Here is an 18,586-nt window from a genome sequence, read left to right on the forward strand (position 1 = left end):
CAACAGCAGCGCAGGGCCCGGCCCACCGGGTTTCGATGGGCCGGGCGCGCACTCGGTTTTACGGGTTCAGGCGCACCGTGCTCAAGTCGAGCTCGCGGTAGGCCTTGACCTCACCTTCGGCGACTCGCTCCGAGAAGCCGTACTGCACCGGCTGGGTCCACAGCGGGATGACCGGAAGGTCCTCCCCCAGCAGCTTCTCCGCATCGGCGTAGGCGGCGGTGGCGGCCTCCGTGGTGGGAGCCGCGTTCGCCTTGTCCAGCGCGGCGTCGAACGCCGGGTTGGAGTACTTGTAGTCGTTCGACGACGCGTCCGTGCGGTACAGCTGCGTCAGGAACGTCTCGATGTTCGGGTAGTCGGCCTTCCAACCGGTCCGGAACAGACCGTCGAACTGGAACGCGTTGGCCTTCTGGCGGAACTCGCCGAAGGTCGGCACCGGCACGAACTGGGTCTGGATGCCCAGGTTCTGCTGGATGCTCGCGGCCACGGCCTGGACCCACTCGTTGTGACCGCCGTCGGCGTTGGTCTCCAGGGTCAGGGTGCCCTGGAAGCCGCCGGCCTGGGCCAGGTACTGCTTGGCCTTCTCCGGGTTGAACTCGCACGCCTCGCCGCACTGGCCGGGGCGGTAGCCGTCGGCCGCAGCGGTGGCGAAGCCGTCCGCCGGGTCACGACCGCCCGAGAACACCTGCTGGGTGATGGTCTTGCGGTCGATCGACATCGAGATCGCCTTGCGGACCAGCGGGTTCTTGAACTTCTCGTCGTAGATCGGGATGCCCAGGTTCTGGGTGAGCAGGCCCGGCTTCTGCTTCGCGCGCTCGCCGAGTTCCTGCTTCCACTTGTCGCCGACCAGCGCGGAGACCGGAACGGCGCGCAGGAAGTCCAGGTTGCCCGAGACCAGGTCCTGGTAGGCGGTGTCCAGGTTGTCGTAGACCTTGAACTTGGCGCCCTTGATCGTCGGCTTGTCGGTGCCCGCGTACTTGTCGTAGGCGGCCAGGTTCAGCTCGACGTTGGGAGTGCGGTCCTGGAACTTGAACGGACCGTTGCCGATCGGGTGCTGCTCGAAGCCCTTGGGATCGGCGAAGAACGCGTCGGGCAGCGGCATGTAAGCGGAGTAGCCCAGCACGACCGGGAAGATCGTGAACGGCGCCTTCAGCTTCACCGTGAACGTCGTGTCATCGACGACCTTGAGACCGGACATCTCCTTGGCCGGCGGCGTCGGGGCCTGTGCCGGGCCCTCGTCACCGTCGGGGTCCTCGGACTGCAGCTGGTCGTAGCCGTCGATCTGCTCGAAGAAGCTCGCACCCTGGAAACCGTTGGGGCCGTAGGCCGAGTAGTTCCAGGCGTCGACGAAGTTCTTCGCCTTGACCGGCGTGCCGTCGTGGAAGGTCCAGCCCGGCTTGAGCTTGATCGTGAAGTTCTGGTTGTCCGTGGTCTGGATCGACTCGGCGACCGCGTTCTCGACCTTGAGGTCGCTGGCGCGGTAGTTCACCAGACCCGTGAACATGGAGTTCACGATGAAACCACCGTTTTCCTCGGTGGTGTTCGCCGGGACAAGAGGGTTCTCCGGCTCGCCCCAGTCAAGGGTGACGATGCCGTCCTCTCCCGAGCCGCTGCCGCCACCGCCGCAGCCGGTGGCGAGCAACGCCACCGCCAGCGGGGCCGCGACCAATGCGGCCAAACGTCCCTTTCGCATGTAGGTCCTCCCGCTTCCCACGCGCGCCCCGGGTTTGTTTTCCAGGGGCATCACGCACGACGGTTCTTCACCGTCGCGTCAGACGTGCGTAAACATAAGTGAGAACCGGGCGGCGGCAATGCAGTGTCACAAAGCCGTCACTTTCTGAATCGATACACCGTTCCCATTCTTTGCAATCGGGACAACGTGTCCACCCTCTGGGAACTAGCTGATCGACAGGGCAATGCCGTCCAGGATGTCGTGCTCACTAGCAGTCATCGAGGAGATGCCGCTGCGCTCCGAAAACTCCTGCGCGAGCACCTTGACCACCAGCGCACCGCCCCCGATCACATCCACGCGACCCGGATGCATCGATCCGATCTTCGAACGCTCTTCATGCGACATGGAAAGAAGTTGTTCGGCGATTTGTTCGACACGGTTCTGGGAAATATGGGAAAGGTGGATCGCTTGAGGATCGTATTCGGGCAAATCCTGCGCGATCGCGGAGAGCGTCGTGACGGTTCCGGCGACTCCGACCCAGGTCCGGGCCCCGCTGACGTCGACCCGGGCGAACGCCTCGTCGAGGATCTGACGCGCGACCTTCTCGGCCTCGTCGACCTCCGCCTCGGTCGGCGGGTCGTCGCGCAGGCACCGCTCGGTCAGCCGCACGCAGCCGATGTCGGCGGAATGCGCGGCGGTGATGTCGGCGTTCGCGCCGTCCCAGGTGCCCACCACGACCTCGGTGGAACCGCCACCGACGTCGGTCACCACGAAAGGCCCGTCCAGCGGGTCGAGATCGCCGACGGCGCCGACGAACGACAGCCGCGCCTCCTCGTCACCGGTGATCACCTCGGCGTCGACGCCCAGCGTCTCGCGGACCATGGAGAAGAAGTCCTCGCGGTTCTCCGCGTCGCGGGTCGCCGAGGTCGCCACCATCCGGACCCGTTCGACGCCCTTGCGCGCGGCCATCGCGGCGTAGTCGACCAGCGCCGCGCGGGTGCGCTCGATCGCCTCCGGCGCGAGCCGGCCGGTGGCGTCCACGCCCTGGCCGAGCCGGACGATGCGCATCGTGCGGTAGATGTCGCGCAGATCCTTGCGCCCGTCCTCGTGCACCGTGACGTCCGCGACCAGCAGGCGAATCGAGTTCGTCCCGCAGTCGATCGCCGCAACCCGTGCCATCGCACCCTCCTCGCCCAGCTGCGCACCGGCGTTTCCGGCCGCTCCCCCACGCTATCGGGCCCGAGGCCGGGGCGAGGAAAGCGCCGGGCCGCGCACGTTCCCGCGGAAGGAGCGCGCGCGGCCCGGTGCCGGGGTCCGGCGGTTACTGCGGTCTGGGGGTGTAAGCGTCGGGAACGGTGCAGGGCTCCGCCACGCCACCGGCGTCGGTGAAGACCTCGGAGTCGGGCTGCGCCAGCATCGGGGGCGATTCGCCGGGCAGCACGTCGTCGCCCGCGAGCGGTTCGATGAGGGCGAACTCGCCGCGGTCGAGCAGAGCCGTGTCGCAGGTTTCGCCGACCTCGGAAGGCGGCGGGACCAGCTCTGGTGAACTCGTCGACGGCACGGGCTCCGAGCTCTGCGGAACCGGCGCCGAGCTCTGCGGAGCGGGCTCCGAGCTCTGCGGCGCGGGCACCGAGCTCTGCGGCGCGGGCACCGAGCTCTGCGGCGCGGGCACCGAGCTCTGCGGCGCGGGCGCCGAGCTCTGCGGCGCGGGCACCGAGCTCTGCGGCGCCAGTTCCGAGCTCTGCGGAACGGGCACCGAGCTCGACGGCGAGGATTCCGGACTCTGCGGGGCAGGCTGCTGGCTCGACGGCAGGGGTTCCGCGCTCGACGGAACCGGCTGGGGCGGCGGGATCTGCGACGGCGCGGGTGCGGTCGACGGCTGCTGCGGCACGACCGGCTCGACCGGAGCGACCAGCGGCTCCGGCTCGGCCTGCGGAGCGGTTTCCGGCACGACCGGCTCGAACGCCTGCGGCTGCGGATCCGGGATCGGCGCCACGGGCTCGATCTCCGGGATCGTCAGCGGCTCGGGCTCCGGCAGCGCCAGCGCGCTCGGGCTCTCGGCAGTCCGCTCAGCGGCCAGGAGGTCGCTGGTCTCCGGAGCCAGCTCGGCCGGGGTCGGCGTGACACCGCGCCGGTAGGCGTCGGCCCAGACCAGAACCGTGCGGACGTAGCTCTCGGAGTGGTTGTAGCGGAACACGGCCGCCGCCAGAGCGCGCGGATCGTTGAGGTCCTCGCCGCCGCTGCAGAGGTAGGTGCCCGCCGCGGCCGCCGCATCGGGCACGTTGTGCGGGCTCTGGACGCCGTCCTGGTTGCCGTCGGAGGCGAACTTCCGCCAGGTCGACGGGATGAACTGCATCGGCCCGACCGCCCGGTCCCACACCCGATCGCCGTCGAAGCGCCCGGCGTCGGTGTCCGGGATCGCCGCGACCTCCGGCCCGCCGGACAGCTGGGGGCCGAGGATCGCGTGCACCGTCGTGCCGTTGACGTCGATGGCGCCGTTGCGGGCGTGCCCGGACTCGATGCGCCCGATCGACGCCAGCACCGACCAGTGCAGCCCGCAGGCCTGGATCTGCTCCACCTCGCGCGCCGCCTGCATGTAGGCGGCCAGCACGGGTTCGGGGATGCCGAGCTCACCGACGGGCAGCTCCGCCCGGGGCGCGGCCTGCGGCACGGCGGCGAGCTGCGCCGGGTCGGCTGCCTCGTTCAGAAGCCGAGGGCTGAGCACCGGAGCCTGCGGCAGGTTCCCGCTCACACCCAGCTCGCGCAGCGCGGACGCCTGCGGTCCCGGGGCTGGTCCGGTGGGCAGGGCCGAGGCGCTCAGCAAACCCGCCGGGAGCGCCAGGACCGGTGCCATCGCGGTGACCGCCAGCCACCTCCGGGCCCGTCGTCGCGCCAGCACACCCGTCGGATCCTTCCTCCGGGCCATGCGCTTCCTGCGGTCCCCCACTCGTCAAACCCCCACGCCTGAATCGAGCACTCCGCCAAACAGCCGAACCCCTGGATACACCACCTCGGGGGCACTCGCCGCGCGACTTCACCCGACCGAGCCGCCGGAGAAGCTTGCCCACCTGGAATCCAGCTGCATCGGATCGAGGCATTCATCTCGCGGGGATTTGTGCCTACGCTCCGGGCATGACGCTCATCGACGAGCCGCGCGTGCACAGCACCCACCAGGTCGTGAACCAGGCTTCACCGCTGTCCGGATTCGATCCGCTGGCCTGCGACCCCGCGCTGGGTTCGGCGCTGACCCGCTACGCCGTCGGCGACCTGACCCCGCTCGCGCTGGAGGCCGGTTCGGCCGAGACCCGCGAGCACGGCAGGCTCGCCGACGAGAACCCGCCGCAGCTGCGCACCCACGACCGCTACGGCAACCGCGTCGACGAGGTCGAGTACCACCCGTCGTGGCACCGGCTGATGGAGCGGGCGATCGCGCACGGCCTGCACGCCGCCCCGTGGGGGCAGGGAGCGGGCGCGCACCTGCGCCGGGCCGCCGGGTTCTACCTGTGGTCGCAGGCCGAGGCCGGGCACGGCTGCCCGATCTCGATGACCTACGCCGCGGTCCCCGCGCTGCGCTGGTCGCCGGAGCTGGCCGCCGAGTTCGAGCCGAAGCTCACCGCCCGCCGCTACGAGTTCGGGCTGCGCCCGCCGCAGGAGAAGTCGGCGCTGCTGGCCGGCATGTCGATGACCGAGAAGCAGGGCGGTTCCGACGTCCGCGCCAACACCACCACCGCCGAACCGCTGGCCGACGGCACGTACCGGCTGGTCGGGCACAAGTGGTTCACCTCGGCGCCGATGAACGACCTGTTCCTGACGCTCGCGCAGACCTCGGGCGGGCTGAGCTGCTTCCTGGTCCCGCGCGTGCTGCCCGACGGCACCCGCAACGAGATCCGCCTGCAGCGGCTGAAGGACAAGCTGGGCAACAAGTCCAACGCCTCGTCCGAGATCGAGTACACCGGCGCGATCGGGCACCTCATCGGCGAGGAGGGGCGCGGGGTCCGCTGCATCATCGAGATGGTGTCGATGACCAGGCTCGACTGCGTGCTCGGCGCGTCGGCGAACGTCCGGATCGCGCTGTCGGAGGCTGCCCACCACGTGCAGCAGCGCAGCGCGTTCGGCGCCCGGCTGGCCGACCAACCGCTGATGCAGCAGGTGGTCGCGGACCTGGCGCTGGAGTCCGAAGCGGCGACGACGCTGGCGATGCGGCTGGCGGCGGCCGTCGAGCAGCAGGAGCACGACCTGCTCCGGCTGGCGCTGCCCGCGACGAAGTTCTACGTCTGCAAGCGCGCCCCGTACGTGGTGGCCGAGGCGCTGGAGTGCCTGGGCGGCAACGGCTACGTCGAGGAGTCCGGGATGCCCCGGCTCTACCGCGAGGCGCCGCTGATGTCGATCTGGGAGGGCTCGGGCAACGTCACCGCGCTGGACCTGCTGCGGGCGCTGGCCAAGCAGCCGACGAGCCGGGACGCGATCCTCGCCGAGCTCGACGCCGCCGCCGGCGAGAACGCCGCCTACGACGACGCGCTGCGCCGCGTCCGCGCGGAACTCGCCGATCCCCGCCCGGAACGGGCGCGGGCCCTGGCGGAGTCGCTGGCGCTGACGCTGCAGGCGTCGCTGCTCCAGCGCTACGCCCCGGCAGCGGTGTCGGACGCGTTCATCGCGACGCGCCTGGCGGAACCGGGCCGGACCTTCGGCTCGACCCCGGTCACGGGAGCCAAGTCGCTCTTCGACCGCATCGCACCTGGTCAGTGAGGTGGTTCTGGCCCGTACCGATCCCCTCGATCACGCTGTGGCGCCCGAGATCCGCGACGCGGAGGGAGCGTCAGCGGTTGAGCAGGTAGCGGTGCTCGGGCCAGCGCTCGGCGATGAGGTCGACGGCCTCGTCGCCGAACGGGTTCACCCCGGGGCCCTTCGCCAAGGAGTGCGCGATGTGGACGTGCAGGCACTTCACGCGGTCCGGCATGCCGCCCGCGCTGACGTCGGTGCCCAGCGACTCCAGGGCGTTGCGCTCGGCCAGGTAGGACTCGTGGGCGGCGCGGTAGCGGGCCGCCAGGTCCTCGTCGGTCTCCAGCCGCTCGGCCATCTCCTTCATCAGGCCCTCCGCCTCGAACGTCGAGGCGTGGGCCGTGAGGTCGGGGGCCGTCAAGTAGTACAGCGTCGGGAACGGCGTGCCGTCCTCCAGCCGGGGCCAGGTCTGCACGACCGTCGGCTCACCGGAGGCATCACGTGCCGCGATCGCGTGCAGCCCCCGGGGCGGCCGTCCGAGCTGACGCCGGACGCACTCCCGGTCCGCCTCGCTGACCAGCGACGTATCCACGACCGTCACGATTCCTTCCCCAACACCGAGTTCCACATCTCCTCGTACCACGGCACCCCGTCGTCACCGGGTGCCCGCGGAGGCGGCGGGGCCGGAGCCTGCGGGACCTCCACGATGTAGGGCGTCTCCCCCGGCCGGACGTAGCCGAGCCGCGCCCGCGCCTCCGCCTCGACCTGCGCGGGATCGGAGAGCTCCTGCTTGCGCTGCTCCAGCTCGCGAACCTGGATCTCCAGCTCGACTCGCTGCGACTCCTGCGCGGCGAGCTCGTCGCGCTGGCTGAGGTAGGTGCGCAGCGGCACCGCGACGCTCAGCGCCATCACGCACACCAGCAGCGCCAGCACCGCCGCGCGACGCGTCGAGGAAAGCTTGAACGCGCCCCCGGTGCTGGACTTCGCCCTGCTCGCCGGGCGCCGCTTCGGGGTGCCCCGAACCGAACTCGTCCCGGTCGTCTTGCGTTGAGCCGAGTCCCGGCGGGCGCGCACCTGCCGGCGCGACGGCGGAACGTTCCGCTCGCCGCGCCCCTGCGAATTCGATGCGCGCCCGGCCGGCATGGCTCAGCTCTCCGCGTTGAACCGCGGGAACGCCAGCTCACCCGCGTAGCGGGCGGCGTCGCCGAGGCCCTCTTCGATGCGCAGCAGCTGGTTGTACTTGGCAACCCGCTCGCTCCGCGCCGGAGCACCGGTCTTGATCTGGCCGCAGCCGGTGGCCACCGCCAGGTCGGCGATCGTGGTGTCCTCGGTCTCGCCGGAGCGGTGGCTCATCATGCTCTTGTAGCCGCACGAGGTGGCCAGGCTGACCGCGTCCAGGGTCTCCGAGAGCGTGCCGATCTGGTTGACCTTGACCAGCAGCGCGTTGGCGGCACCCTTGTTGATGCCGTCCTCCAGGCGCTCCGGGTTGGTGACGAACAGGTCGTCGCCGACCAGCTGCACCTTGTCGCCGACCTGCTTGGTCAGCTTGACCCAGCCGTCCCAGTCGTCCTCGCCCAGCGGGTCCTCGATGGACACCAGCGGGTAGGCCGAGACGAGCTCCTGGTAGTACTCCGCCATCTGGTCGGCGGTGCGCTTGGTGCCCTCGAAGTTGTAGGTGCCCTCGTTGAAGAACTCGGTGGCAGCCACGTCGAGGGCCAGCACGATGTCGCGGCCCAGCTTGTAGCCGGCCTTCTCGATCGCCGAAGCGATCAGGTCCAGCGCCTCGCGGTTGTTGGGCAGGTCGGGGGCGAAACCGCCCTCGTCACCCAGGCCGGTGGGCAGGCCCTTGGACTTCAGGACCGACTTCAGCGCGTGGTAGGTCTCCGCACCCCAGCGCAGCGCGTCGGCGAAGGTGTCCGCACCGATCGGCGCGATCATGAACTCCTGGATGTCCACACCGGTGTCGGCGTGGGCACCACCGTTGAGGATGTTCATCATCGGCACCGGCAGCACGTGCGCGTTCGGGCCGCCGATGTAGCGGAACAGCTCCAGCTCGGACGCCTCCGCGGCGGCCTTGGCCACCGCCAGCGAGACGCCGAGGATCGCGTTGGCGCCCAGCCGGGACTTGTCCGGGGTGCCGTCGAGGTCCACCAGCTTCTGGTCGACCACGCGCTGCTCGGTGGCGTCCAGGCCGGTCAGTTCGGGTCCGATCTCGTCCAGCACGGCCGAGACGGCGTTCTCCACGCCCTTGCCGCCGTAGCGGCCGGCGTCGCCGTCGCGCAACTCGACGGCCTCGTGTTCGCCGGTCGAGGCGCCCGAGGGGACCGCGGCGCGACTGAGCGTGCCGTCCTCCAATGCCACTTCGACCTCGACGGTGGGGTTACCGCGCGAATCGAGGATCTCGCGGGCGCCGACCTGTTCGATGATCGCCACGTGTGCTCCTAACCAGCTTGGACTCATAGGACGGGAGCAACCGACACGACGTTCCCGCACGCCGCGAACCGGCTGTCCGCCCCGACAACCGACTACGAGCCTAACCGGGCGGGCGCAGCGCTCGCCGCAGACTCGCGATGCCGTGATCTGCGCCGCTCGATCTCCACACCCGGTGTTCGTCGGCCGTTCGCCTTCCGGGAGGTCACGGCACCGCGAAGTCGCCTCGACGTGGGGCGCTCGATGCCTCTGCGTCACCACAAGACCATCCGGTCGGAGGTCTCGGAACAGCCGATCGCGGATTAACGTTGTCCGCGCCATGACGAACGAAGGCACCGTCGAAGCGTTCCGGCGAGCGGAGGAACTGCTCGCGCAGCGCCGCCCGCTGGAAGCCCTCCGAGTCCTCGAACCCGTTGTCGACGTCGCCCCCGACAAGCCCAGCGTGCAGCTGCTCCTGGGGCGGGCGTACTACTTCTCGGCGCAGCTGCGCCGAGCCGAACGCGCGTTCCTGCGCGTGCTGGAGATCGATCCGTCCGACCACTACGCGCGACTGGTCCTGGGCCGGACGCTGCAACGCCAGGGTCGCCTCAACGAGGCCAGGGCCCAGCTCCGCCTGGCCGCCACCATGTACCCGGACCCGGCCTACCAAGAGGCCCTGGGCGAGATCAACGCCCACATAGCCGTCCGCTCCTCCTGACCCCACCGCCTGCTCGGTCCCCTCCGCGCGGCCCAAGCGCCCTCCCGCACTGAAATCCCGTCCCGGGTTCCGGTGAGGTCTGGGGTCGGGGTTAGCGGCGGGGGTTTCCTGCTGCTGCGTAGTTCTCGGCCAGGCCGAAGACCTTCTGGGCGTACTCGACGGAGTTGTTGTAGGACATGACGCCCTGCCACCAGCCGGAGCCGGTGGACATGTCGCGGCCGTTCGCGCAGAGGTAGCGCGCGGCGGAGACGGCCGCGTCGTCGAGGTTCTGCGGGTCGCCGCGGCCGTCGCCGCTGCCGTCGGTGGCCCACTTGCGCCACGTCGTGGGGATGAACTGCATCGGACCGACGGCCCGGTCGTGCTCGACGTCGCCGTCCAGCGCTCCCCCGTCGCTGTCCGGGATGAGCCGCACGTTGGGTCCGCCGTCGAGCTTGATGCCGATGATCGGCACCGACGGGCGGCCGTCCTCGCGCAGCTGCCGGTGGCCGAACCGGCCGTGGTTGGACTCGATGCGGCCGATGCCGGCGAGCGTGGTCCAGGAGATCCGGCAGCTCGGCTGGTGCTGGCGCATCGCCAGGTCCGCGTTGACGTAGGAGACGACCGCGCGAGCCGGCAGGTCGACGACCGCCGAGATCTGGTTCGCCCACTCGCGCACGGGGTCGACGCCGGGCTGCGGCTGCGGCGGGGCCTCCACCTGCGGGGCCTGGACCGGTGGCGCGATCGATCCGGGCGCGACCGGCGCGGGCTTGGGGTCCTCAGGGCGCGGCGGCGCGGCCACCGGCGCCTTCGGCGGGGCGCCGAGGACGTTGACCAGGGCGACGCCGACGACCATCGCGGCCAGCAGCGATACGGCCAGCACGAGGCGTCCGAGGGCCGCGAGCACCGTTGGCGAGGTCCTGATCACTCGCACAGGCTACTTGCAGGTAGCCCCCGGCTCCAGCACTTCCGGGCACCGACCACCCTCCGGGATCAACCCTGGGCCGGCAGTGACCGGCTGGTCTTCCCGTAGTGGTCGGCGTAGTCGATGACGTCCTGGCCGTAGCTGCGGGACTGGTTGTAGTCCAGCAGTGCCGCCCAGAACCGGTCGCCGTCGCGCAGGTCGTGGCCGACCGCGCACAGGTACCGCCCGGCGGTCAGCGCGGCGTCGTCGAGGTCCTGCGGGTCGGCGACGCCATCACCGTCGGCGTCGACCTCGTACTTGCGCCAGGTCGACGGGATGAACTGCAGCGGCCCGACGGCCCTGTCCCACACCGGATCCCCGTCGAGGTTCCCGCCGTCGGTGTCCCGGATCGCCTTGACCCCGGCGCTGCCGTCGAGCGGTAAGCCGATGATGCGGGGGTCGGGCCTGCCGGTCCCGTCGAGCCGGGCACCGCCGTGCCTGCCGTGGCTGGACTCCACCGAGCCGATGCCCGCCAGCACAGTCCAGCTCAGCCCGCAGCCGGGGACGGAGGCGTTCATCGCCTGCTGCGCGTAGCCGTAGGCCTGCAGCGCCGCGCGGGGGATGTTGAGCTCGTCGGACATCCGCTCGGACCAGTCGATCAGCTGCGCCTGCGGCCGGTCCGGCGACGACGCCCCCGGGGCGAGCAGCGCGACCGCCGGCGGGGCGACGCCGGGATCCGGCGGGGCCGACGCCGACGGCGGCTCGGACGTGGGTGCGGGTGGCGGGGAGCAGGCGGCGAGGGCCAGCAGCAGCGGCAGCGCCAGCGCTCGGCGGTCACGCATCGGAACCGCTGAGGAGCTCGTGCCACTCGTCGGCGGTGGGCGCGGTGCCGCCCGCTTCGCGGGTGCGGCGTTCGGCCGCGCGGATGCGCTCCGCGAACTCCAGGGCGACCCCGCGCAGCGCGTCCTCCGGGTCGATCCCGTCGAGCTTGGCCTCGGCGGCCAGCGCGAACAGCGCCGAACCGGTGTCCTCGCCGGAAGGCATGGCGGACAGCGGGATTCCGGCCCGCCCGGCCCGCTGGGTGAGCTTGGCGGCCAGCGCGACGGCGGGCTGGCCGAGCGCGACACCGTCCACGATGGACTCCCGCTGCTTCTCCTGCTGCTTGAGCTCCTCCCAGCGCGCGTGCTGGGACTCGGTGTCGAGCACGGTGCTGTCGTCGGCGAAGACGTGCGGGTGCCTGCTGACGAGCTTGCTGACCAGACCCGCCGCCACGGCGTCGACGTCGAACGGGTCCTCGGAGTCCTCGGCGGCGACCCGGGCGTGGAAGAGGACCTGCAGCAGCACGTCCCCGAGCTCCTCGCGCAGCGCCGAGCGGTCCTTCTCCGCGATCGCGTCGAGCAGCTCGTAGGTCTCCTCGACGAGGTACTGGCGCAACGAGTCGTGGTCCTGCTCGGCGTCCCACGGGCAGCCGCCCGGCGAGCGCAGCCGGTCCATCACGGTCACCGCGTCCAGCAGCTCCACTCCGGCGGGCGCGGGCGAGGAGACGACGGAGGCGCCCGCGGCGCGCAGCGATTCGGCGACGGCGTCGATCTCGCCGGTGATCAGCACGGTCGGCGCGGTCGCGGCCCGCTCGACGAGGTCCTGCGGTGCCTCGGGAACGTCGAGCGCGGCCTTGGCCGCCACCGACAGACCGGCTCCCGCGAAGACCGCGGCGGCCTTGCGGACCAGCGGCAACGCGGCCGGGGGCAGCGCCTCGCCGAGCCTGTCGTCCACCAGGACGATCGCAGTACCTTCGGCCACCCGCAGCTCGCTCATACGACGATTGTCCCAACCGGGGACGACCGAGGTTCAGCGACGTGCGCCACACCCGGGAGGCGTCAGCCGAAAACCGGCTCAGGCGCCCTCGTGCTCGTGCGGCTCGATGCGGAAGCCCGTGGTCTCGCCCTCGTTCGGCACGGGCTGGAGGCCGATCGGGTCCCACACGCCGTAGCGGGGGCTGAGGGTGACGCCGACGCGGTCGGCGGTGGCTCCAAGCAGGAAGGTGCCGACGCCCTGCAACGTCTGGTCGTCCACGCCACCGGCCGGGTTGGCCGTCGGTGCGGCCTTGCGGTCGCGGATGAGCGCGATCAGCCACTGACCCGAGTTGGGTTCCGGTTCGAAGGCCAGGACCGTGCCCGGCTCGGCGCTGAACAGAGGCGTGGAGGCCGCGAGCTTCGGGCTGTCGAGCGCGCGCAGCTGCTGCCCCGCGGAGGCCGGGAGGCCCGCCTTGGCGTCGGCGGCGATCAGGTCGCGCACGGCCGCGTCGCCCTGCGCCATCTGGTGGGCCTTGCGCTCGGCCTCGGCGCGGGTGGTGGCCTGGGTGAAGTCGAAGGTGACCGCCAGGCCGTCGAAGTAGCGGCGGCCCAGCTCGGTCACCAGCGCCTCGGTGCGGGCCATCTCGTGCAGGTTCTCGGGCGTGAAGATCTTGCCCTCGGTGGCCTGCGGACCGCCCCACTGGTTGATCATGTCGGTGATCTGCTGCTCGGACGCGGTCAGCCCGTTCTCCCGAGCGGCCTGCGCGACGAGCTCCTGGCGCACCAGCTGACCGGCCAGCGTCCGCCCGAGCTCGTCGTACTGCCCCTGCTCCCGCAGCTGCGGTTTGAGCTCCGGCTCCTTCGCCAGCACCTCGGAGAACCAGGACTGCACCTCGGTGACCGGGATCCGCTGGTCACCGACGATCGCGGCGGCACCGACCTGGCTGGGCCCGGAACCGCACCCCGACAACAGCACGCCGGCAACGGCGAGAGAAGCGAACAAGCGGCCACGGCGCAGCGAGATCGTCACGCGGGCACCCTCTCACGAAGTAACCCTCAGATGAAGCCACAACACTGTCCGAAGTCGAACTCTCGCCAACCCCGTCAGAACCCTGAGAAGAGCACCCAACCCACGTCAGGCAAGCACCGAAGGTGCTTTCTCGGTGCCCCACCTGAGCAACTCGCACCGCCGCGGGTTCTGACACGTCTTCTGGGGAGGACAGCCGCAGCGCCGCGTATTGGACATACTCAAGTCGCGGATCCCGGAGCCAGAACGCGTGTCAGGTTCCGCCACCCGCACCGCTGAGCAGAGCAACCACTGGAAAAACCATCAAGCCGGAACCGGGTTCGTGGTGAGGGTTTCGAGGAAGTCTGCGCACCATTCGAGCAGGGCCTCATCCCGCAACTGCGGCGCTCCCATGCGCCCTCCTGCCGCACCTTCGGTGGGGCGCGGCAGCGAGACGGTGCGCAGGGCCGGCTTGTAGACGGCCTTCGGGAACAGGCGCTTGAGCCGGACCTGCTTGGAGTCCGGCAGTTCCAGCGGCGCGAAGCGCAGCGACGTGCCCTGCAACGTCACCTCGCGGACGCCGTGCTCGCGGCACACCTGCCGGAAGCGGGCGACCTTGAGCAGCCGTTCCACCGGCTCCGGCAGCGGCCCGTAGCGGTCGGTGAGCTCGGCGCGCACCGCCTCCAGGTCGTCCGGGTTGGCCGCTGCGGCCAGCTTCCGGTACGCCTCCAACCGCAGCCGCTCGCCGGGCACGTAGTCGTGCGGGATGTGCGCGTCGATCGGCAGGTCCACCCGCACGTCGGTGAGCTCCTCCTCGCCCTCGGCGGGCTCGGCTCCGGCGTGCCTGCGGAAGGCGTCGACGGCCTCCCCCACCAGCCGCACGTAGAGGTCGAAGCCGACACCGGCGATGTGCCCGGACTGCTCGGCGCCGAGGATGTTGCCCGCGCCGCGGATCTCCAGGTCCTTCATCGCCACGGCCATGCCGGCGCCCAGCTCGGAGTTCTGCGCGATCGTGGCGAGCCGGTCGTGCGCGGTGTCGGTCAGCGGCTTCTCCGGCGGGTACAGGAAGTACGCGTAGCCGCGTTCCCGCGCCCGGCCGACGCGTCCGCGCAGCTGGTGCAGCTGGGCGAGGCCGAGCATGTCGGAGCGGTCGACGATGAGCGTGTTGGAGTTGGAGATGTCCAGGCCGGTCTCGATGATCGTGGTGCACACCAGCACGTCGTGCTCGCGCTCCCAGAAGCCCTGGATGATCTTCTCCAGCCGCTCCTCGTTCATCTGCCCGTGCGCGGTGACGATCCGAGCCTCCGGGACGAGCTCGCGCAGCTGGCGGGCCGCCTTCTCGATGTCGCTGACCCGGTTGTGCACGAAGAACACCTGCCCGTCGCGCAGCAGCTCGCGGCGGATCGCCGCGCCCACCTGCTTCGGGTCGTAGGCGCCGACGTAGGTCAGCACCGGGTGCCGCTCCTCCGGCGGGGTCAGGATGGTCGACATCTCGCGGATGCCGGCCATGCTCATCTCCAGCGTGCGCGGGATCGGCGTGGCCGACATGGTCAGCACGTCGACGTGCGTGCGCAGCGCCTTGATGTGCTCCTTGTGCTCGACGCCGAAGCGCTGCTCCTCGTCGACGATCACCAGGCCGAGGTCCTTGTAGCGGAGCCCGGTCTGCAGCAGCCGGTGCGTGCCGATGACGATGTCGACCTCGCCGTCGGCCAGGCCCTTGATCGTCTGCTCGGACTCCATCGGGTCGGTGAACCGGGACAGGCCCTTGATGGTCACCGGGAACGAGCGCATCCGGTCGGCGAAGGTGTTGAGGTGCTGCTGCGCGAGCAGCGTCGTGGGCACCAGCACGGCGACCTGCTTGCCGTCCTGCACCGCCTTGAACGCCGCGCGCACGGCGATCTCGGTCTTGCCGTAGCCGACGTCGCCGCAGATCACCCGGTCCATCGGCACCGAGCGCTGCATGTCGGCCTTGACCTCGTCGATCGCGGCGAGCTGGTCGCCGGTCTCGGTGTAGGGGAAGGCGTCCTCCAGCTCCCGCTGCCACGGGGTGTCGCCGCCGAAGGCGTGGCCGGGCGAGGACTGGCGGGCGGCGTAGAGCTGCACGAGCTCGGCGGCGATCTCCTTGACCGCCTTGCGCGCCTTGGCCTTGGTGTTCTTCCAGTCCGAGCCGCCGAGCTTGTTCAGCGTCGGCGTCTCGCCGCCGACGTAGCGGGTGATCTCGTCGAGCTGGTCGGTGGGCACGAACAGCCGGTCGCCGGGCTGGCCGCGCTTGCTGGAGGAGTACTCCAGCACCAGGTACTCGCGGGTGGCACCGCCGACGGTGCGCTGCACCATCTCGACGTACTTGCCGATGCCGTGCTGGTCGTGCACCACGAAGTCACCGGTCTTGAGCGCCAGCGGGTCCACGGCGTTGCGGCGGCGCGAGGGCATCCGGCGCATGTCCTTGGTGGACGTCCCGTGCCTGCCGCCGGTCAGGTCGGCTTCGGTGAGCACCACCAGCGCGATCTCCGGCGCGGCGAAGCCGTCTTCGAGCCCGCCGCGCACGACCGTGACCACTCCGGGCGCGGGTTCCTCGGCGAGCCCGTCCTCGGCGAGCGAGGCGGGGAGCTCGGCTTCGCGCAGTTGCTGCACGGCGCGCTGCGCGGTGCCCGCACCGGCCACGACCAGCACGGCCGCACCGCCCGAGGTGACGTGGGCGCGCAGGTCGGCGTAGGCGCGCTCGATCTCGCCGCGGTAGGCGTCGGGCTGCTTGAGGGTCAGCCGGACGACCTCGTCGTCCTCGCCTTCCTCGCTGGTCAGCTGGGTCAGCGGCCACCAGGGCAGGCCGATGTCGCGGGTGTGCTCGGCGACCTCGGCGAGACCCCGGTAGGCCGAGGCGCCCAGGTCGATGGGGGCCTTGCCACCGTCTGCGGCGACCATCCAGGACGCTTCGAGGAACTCCTGGCCGGTGCGCACCAGGTCGGCGGCGCGGGCGTGGATCTTCTCCGGATCGGCCGGGACGACGTGCGTGCCCGCCGGGACGAGGTCGCTGAGCAGCTGCATCTCGCCCTCGCACAGCGCCGGGATGAGGGCTTCCATGCCCTCGACCGGGGCGCCGCCGGCGATCTTGCCCAGCATCTCCGCGAGGTGCGAGTCGGCCTGGTGCTGCTCGGCGAGCTTGCCCGCGCGCTCGGCGACCTGCTCGGTGATCAGGAGCTCGCGGCAGGCGGGCGCGGTCAGGTCGGTGTCGGTGGCCTCCGGCAGGGAGCGCTGGTCGGCGACCGAGAACGGGCGGATCTCGGTGACCTCGTCGCCCCAGAACTCCACCCGCAGCGGGTGCTCCTCGGTGGGCGGGAAGACGTCGACGATGCCGCCGCGCACGGCGAACTCGCCGCGCTTCTCGACCATGTCGACGCGGTCGTAGGCCAGTCCCGCCAGGTGTTCGACGGTCTCCTGGAAGTCGACCTCGTCGCCGACCGACAGCCGGACCGGGCGCAGTTCGCCGAGACCGGGCGCGATCGGCTGGATGAGGCTGCGGACCGTGGTGACCAGCACCCGCACCTGCCCGCACGGGTGCTCCTCGGGGTGGGCCAGCCTGCGCAGCACCGAGAGCCTGCGGCCGACGGTGTCGGCGCGCGGCGAGAGGCGCTCGTGCGGCAGCGTCTCCCAGGACGGGAAGACCTCGACGCCCTCGGGCCCGAGCAGATCGGCGGTCGCGGCGGCGGCTTCCTCCGCCTCGCGGCCGGTGGCGGTGACCAGCAGGACCGGGCGGTCCGCTCCTGCGGCGAGCGCGGCTGCGGTCAGCGGGCGCGCTGCGGCCGGGCCCTCCACGACCAGGCGTGGGCTGTCCGCAGCGGCCACCAGGCGCCGCAGGGCGGGATCGCGCAGCACGTTGTCGAGCAGTCCGCGCAGGGGACCGGCCTGGCTCATGGAGCAACCTCGCAGCGGAGAAAAGCGAATGCGGACACACCTCTGCCCGGGAAAGATGGGCCAGAGGCGGCGGCCACTCTGGGAGTGGGTACCCCAGACTACGACGCTGGTATGACGGAAACACGACGACCCGTTGGCGGAGACGTGATCGGTGACACACTGATCTTCATGTCGGGCATCAGAACCGCAGCACTGGTCCTGTCCCTGGTCGCCGCCGGTTGCGCGACGGCTCCCCCGAACCCCGCCGGCGCCTCGGCACCCCAGCTGAAGGTCGAGACGGTCGCCTCCGGGCTCGAACACGCGTGGGACGTCGGTTTCCCGCCCGACGGCAGCTCCCTGATCAGCCAGCGCCCCGGGAAGTTCGCACTGGTCAGCGGTGGCCAGACCCGCGACGTGCAGGCCGATCTGGCCTCGGTCCGCGCCGAGGGCGAGGGCGGGCTGATGGGCCTGCTCGTGCACCCCGACTTCGCCGACAACCGGACCTTCATCACCTGCCAGACGCACCAGGAGGGCGGCAACCCGGTCGACATCCGGCTGGTCAAGTGGCACCTGGCCGAGGACGGTTCGCGCGCGGACCGCGTCGGCGACCTGCTGACCGGCCTGCCGATCAACTCCTCCGGCAGGCACTCGGGCTGCCGTCCGGAGCTCGGCGCGGACGGATCGCTGCTGGTCAGCACGGGTGACACGGCTCAGGCGCCGCTCTCGCAGGACCGCACCTCGCTCGGCGGGAAGGTCCTGCGGATGAACCTCGACACGGGTGCGGCGATGCCGGACAACCCCTTCGCCGACTCCCCCGATCCGAACGAGCGGCTGGTCCACACCTACGGCCACCGCAACCCGCAGGGCGTCGCGCTGCACCCCGACGGCCGGGTGTTCATCGCCGAGCACGGCCCGGACGTCGACGACGAGGTCAACGTCCTGCGACCCGGCGGCAACTACGGCTGGGACCCGTCCCGGGGCGGCACCACCGACGAGTACGACGAGTCGGTGCCGATGACCGACCTGCAGCGCTTCCCCGACGCGGTGGGCGCGGCGTGGTCCTCCGGATCGTCGACCGAAGCGGTCTGCGCGGCGGAATTCCTCACCGGCCCGCAGTGGGGCGAGCTGGACGGCGCCCTGGTGGTGCCCGCGCTGAAGGGGAGCAAGCTCCTGGTCTTCCGACCCAACCCCGACGGCACCCTGTCCCCGCCGGAGATCCCGGCGGAGCTCGACGACACCCACGGCCGGTTGCGCGCCGCCCGCCAAGCACCGGACGGCAGCCTCTACGTCACCACCTCGAACGGCACCAACGACGAACTGCTGCGAATCACGCTCTAGAAGGCGGCAGCTGTTTCAGGTGTGGGACTCAGCTCGCACCGCCGCAGGTTCGTCAGCGGCGTTGTGGCGAGTACGCCGCGACGCCGTGCATTGGACATGCATCAGGAGTGGCGCACGGAGTCCACAGCGCCGCTCAGGTTCTGCCACCCGCACCGCCGAGCAAAGG

The 18,586-nt window shown here is 71.1% G+C and carries 14 protein-coding genes; 3 read left to right on the plus strand and 11 right to left on the minus strand.

Features of this window, described 5'->3' with window-relative positions; translation table 11 throughout:
* Nucleotides 1–58: 58 nt before the first annotated feature.
* The 3 genes from KBO27_RS17380 to KBO27_RS17390 all read right to left on the minus strand — a co-directional run bounded on the left by KBO27_RS17380 (nucleotide 59) and on the right by KBO27_RS17390 (nucleotide 4,595).
* Entirely contained in the window at nucleotides 59–1,690 is a 1,632-nt protein-coding gene (locus KBO27_RS17380; RefSeq protein ID WP_210971051.1) for a peptide ABC transporter substrate-binding protein, read from the minus strand.
* A 204-nt stretch (nucleotides 1,691–1,894) separates the two neighbouring features.
* On the minus strand, nucleotides 1,895–2,848 hold the full coding sequence (locus KBO27_RS17385; protein ID WP_210971052.1) for a Ppx/GppA phosphatase family protein: 954 nt from the start codon (nucleotides 2,846–2,848) through the stop codon (nucleotides 1,895–1,897).
* A gap of 142 nt (nucleotides 2,849–2,990) precedes the next feature.
* A complete protein-coding gene (locus KBO27_RS17390; protein ID WP_210971053.1) occupies nucleotides 2,991–4,595 on the minus strand; it encodes a lytic transglycosylase domain-containing protein in 1,605 nt (534 codons plus the stop codon).
* A 230-nt stretch (nucleotides 4,596–4,825) separates the two neighbouring features.
* Here KBO27_RS17390 and KBO27_RS17395 point away from each other — a divergent pair, with 230 nt between their 5' ends.
* Nucleotides 4,826–6,415, plus strand: a complete 1,590-nt coding sequence (locus tag KBO27_RS17395; protein ID WP_210971222.1) for an acyl-CoA dehydrogenase family protein — start codon at nucleotides 4,826–4,828, stop codon at nucleotides 6,413–6,415.
* Nucleotides 6,416–6,485: 70 nt separating this feature from the next.
* Here the strand turns inward: KBO27_RS17395 and KBO27_RS17400 are convergent, their stop codons facing one another.
* Genes KBO27_RS17400 through eno form a run of 3 tightly spaced genes read right to left on the minus strand, consistent with a single transcriptional unit; the run spans nucleotide 6,486 to nucleotide 8,821 of the window.
* Nucleotides 6,486–6,980 carry a DUF501 domain-containing protein gene (locus tag KBO27_RS17400; RefSeq protein ID WP_210971223.1) on the minus strand — a complete coding sequence of 165 codons (495 nt, stop codon included), beginning with the start codon at nucleotides 6,978–6,980 and terminating at the stop codon, nucleotides 6,486–6,488.
* A 5-nt stretch (nucleotides 6,981–6,985) separates the two neighbouring features.
* Nucleotides 6,986–7,531: an FtsB family cell division protein gene (locus tag KBO27_RS17405; protein ID WP_132674089.1), complete on the minus strand. Its 546-nt coding sequence runs from the start codon at nucleotides 7,529–7,531 to the stop codon at nucleotides 6,986–6,988.
* 3 nt (nucleotides 7,532–7,534) lie between these two features.
* Nucleotides 7,535–8,821: a phosphopyruvate hydratase gene (eno, locus tag KBO27_RS17410; protein WP_210971054.1), complete on the minus strand. Its 1,287-nt coding sequence runs from the start codon at nucleotides 8,819–8,821 to the stop codon at nucleotides 7,535–7,537.
* 316 nt (nucleotides 8,822–9,137) lie between these two features.
* Between eno and KBO27_RS17415 the strand changes: the two genes are divergently transcribed.
* On the plus strand, nucleotides 9,138–9,515 hold the full coding sequence (locus KBO27_RS17415) for a tetratricopeptide repeat protein (RefSeq protein ID WP_132681105.1): 378 nt from the start codon (nucleotides 9,138–9,140) through the stop codon (nucleotides 9,513–9,515).
* A 91-nt stretch (nucleotides 9,516–9,606) separates the two neighbouring features.
* On the opposite strand, the gene KBO27_RS17420 is transcribed toward KBO27_RS17415, so the two are convergent.
* The 5 genes from KBO27_RS17420 to mfd all read right to left on the minus strand — a co-directional run bounded on the left by KBO27_RS17420 (nucleotide 9,607) and on the right by mfd (nucleotide 17,103).
* Entirely contained in the window at nucleotides 9,607–10,419 is an 813-nt protein-coding gene (locus tag KBO27_RS17420; protein ID WP_307870463.1) for a lytic transglycosylase domain-containing protein, read from the minus strand.
* 65 nt (nucleotides 10,420–10,484) lie between these two features.
* The gene (locus tag KBO27_RS17425) at nucleotides 10,485–11,237 is read right to left on the minus strand and encodes a lytic transglycosylase domain-containing protein (RefSeq protein ID WP_210971055.1); all 753 of its coding nucleotides are present in this window, start codon (nucleotides 11,235–11,237) and stop codon (nucleotides 10,485–10,487) included.
* Nucleotides 11,230–12,210: a nucleoside triphosphate pyrophosphohydrolase gene (locus KBO27_RS17430; protein WP_210971056.1), complete on the minus strand. Its 981-nt coding sequence runs from the start codon at nucleotides 12,208–12,210 to the stop codon at nucleotides 11,230–11,232. Before KBO27_RS17430 ends, KBO27_RS17425 begins: the two co-directional genes overlap by 8 nt.
* Before the next feature lie 78 nt (nucleotides 12,211–12,288).
* Entirely contained in the window at nucleotides 12,289–13,218 is a 930-nt protein-coding gene (locus KBO27_RS17435; protein WP_307870464.1) for a SurA N-terminal domain-containing protein, read from the minus strand.
* A gap of 300 nt (nucleotides 13,219–13,518) precedes the next feature.
* On the minus strand, nucleotides 13,519–17,103 hold the full coding sequence (gene mfd / locus KBO27_RS17440; protein ID WP_210971057.1) for a transcription-repair coupling factor: 3,585 nt from the start codon (nucleotides 17,101–17,103) through the stop codon (nucleotides 13,519–13,521).
* A gap of 168 nt (nucleotides 17,104–17,271) precedes the next feature.
* Between mfd and KBO27_RS17445 the strand changes: the two genes are divergently transcribed.
* The gene (locus KBO27_RS17445) at nucleotides 17,272–18,420 is read left to right on the plus strand and encodes a PQQ-dependent sugar dehydrogenase (protein ID WP_210971058.1); all 1,149 of its coding nucleotides are present in this window, start codon (nucleotides 17,272–17,274) and stop codon (nucleotides 18,418–18,420) included.
* Nucleotides 18,421–18,586 lie beyond the last annotated feature (166 nt).

Origin of the sequence: Saccharopolyspora endophytica, from assembly GCF_018070075.1 — a bacterium.
GTDB classification, from domain to species: Bacteria; Actinomycetota; Actinomycetes; order Mycobacteriales; family Pseudonocardiaceae; genus Saccharopolyspora; species Saccharopolyspora endophytica.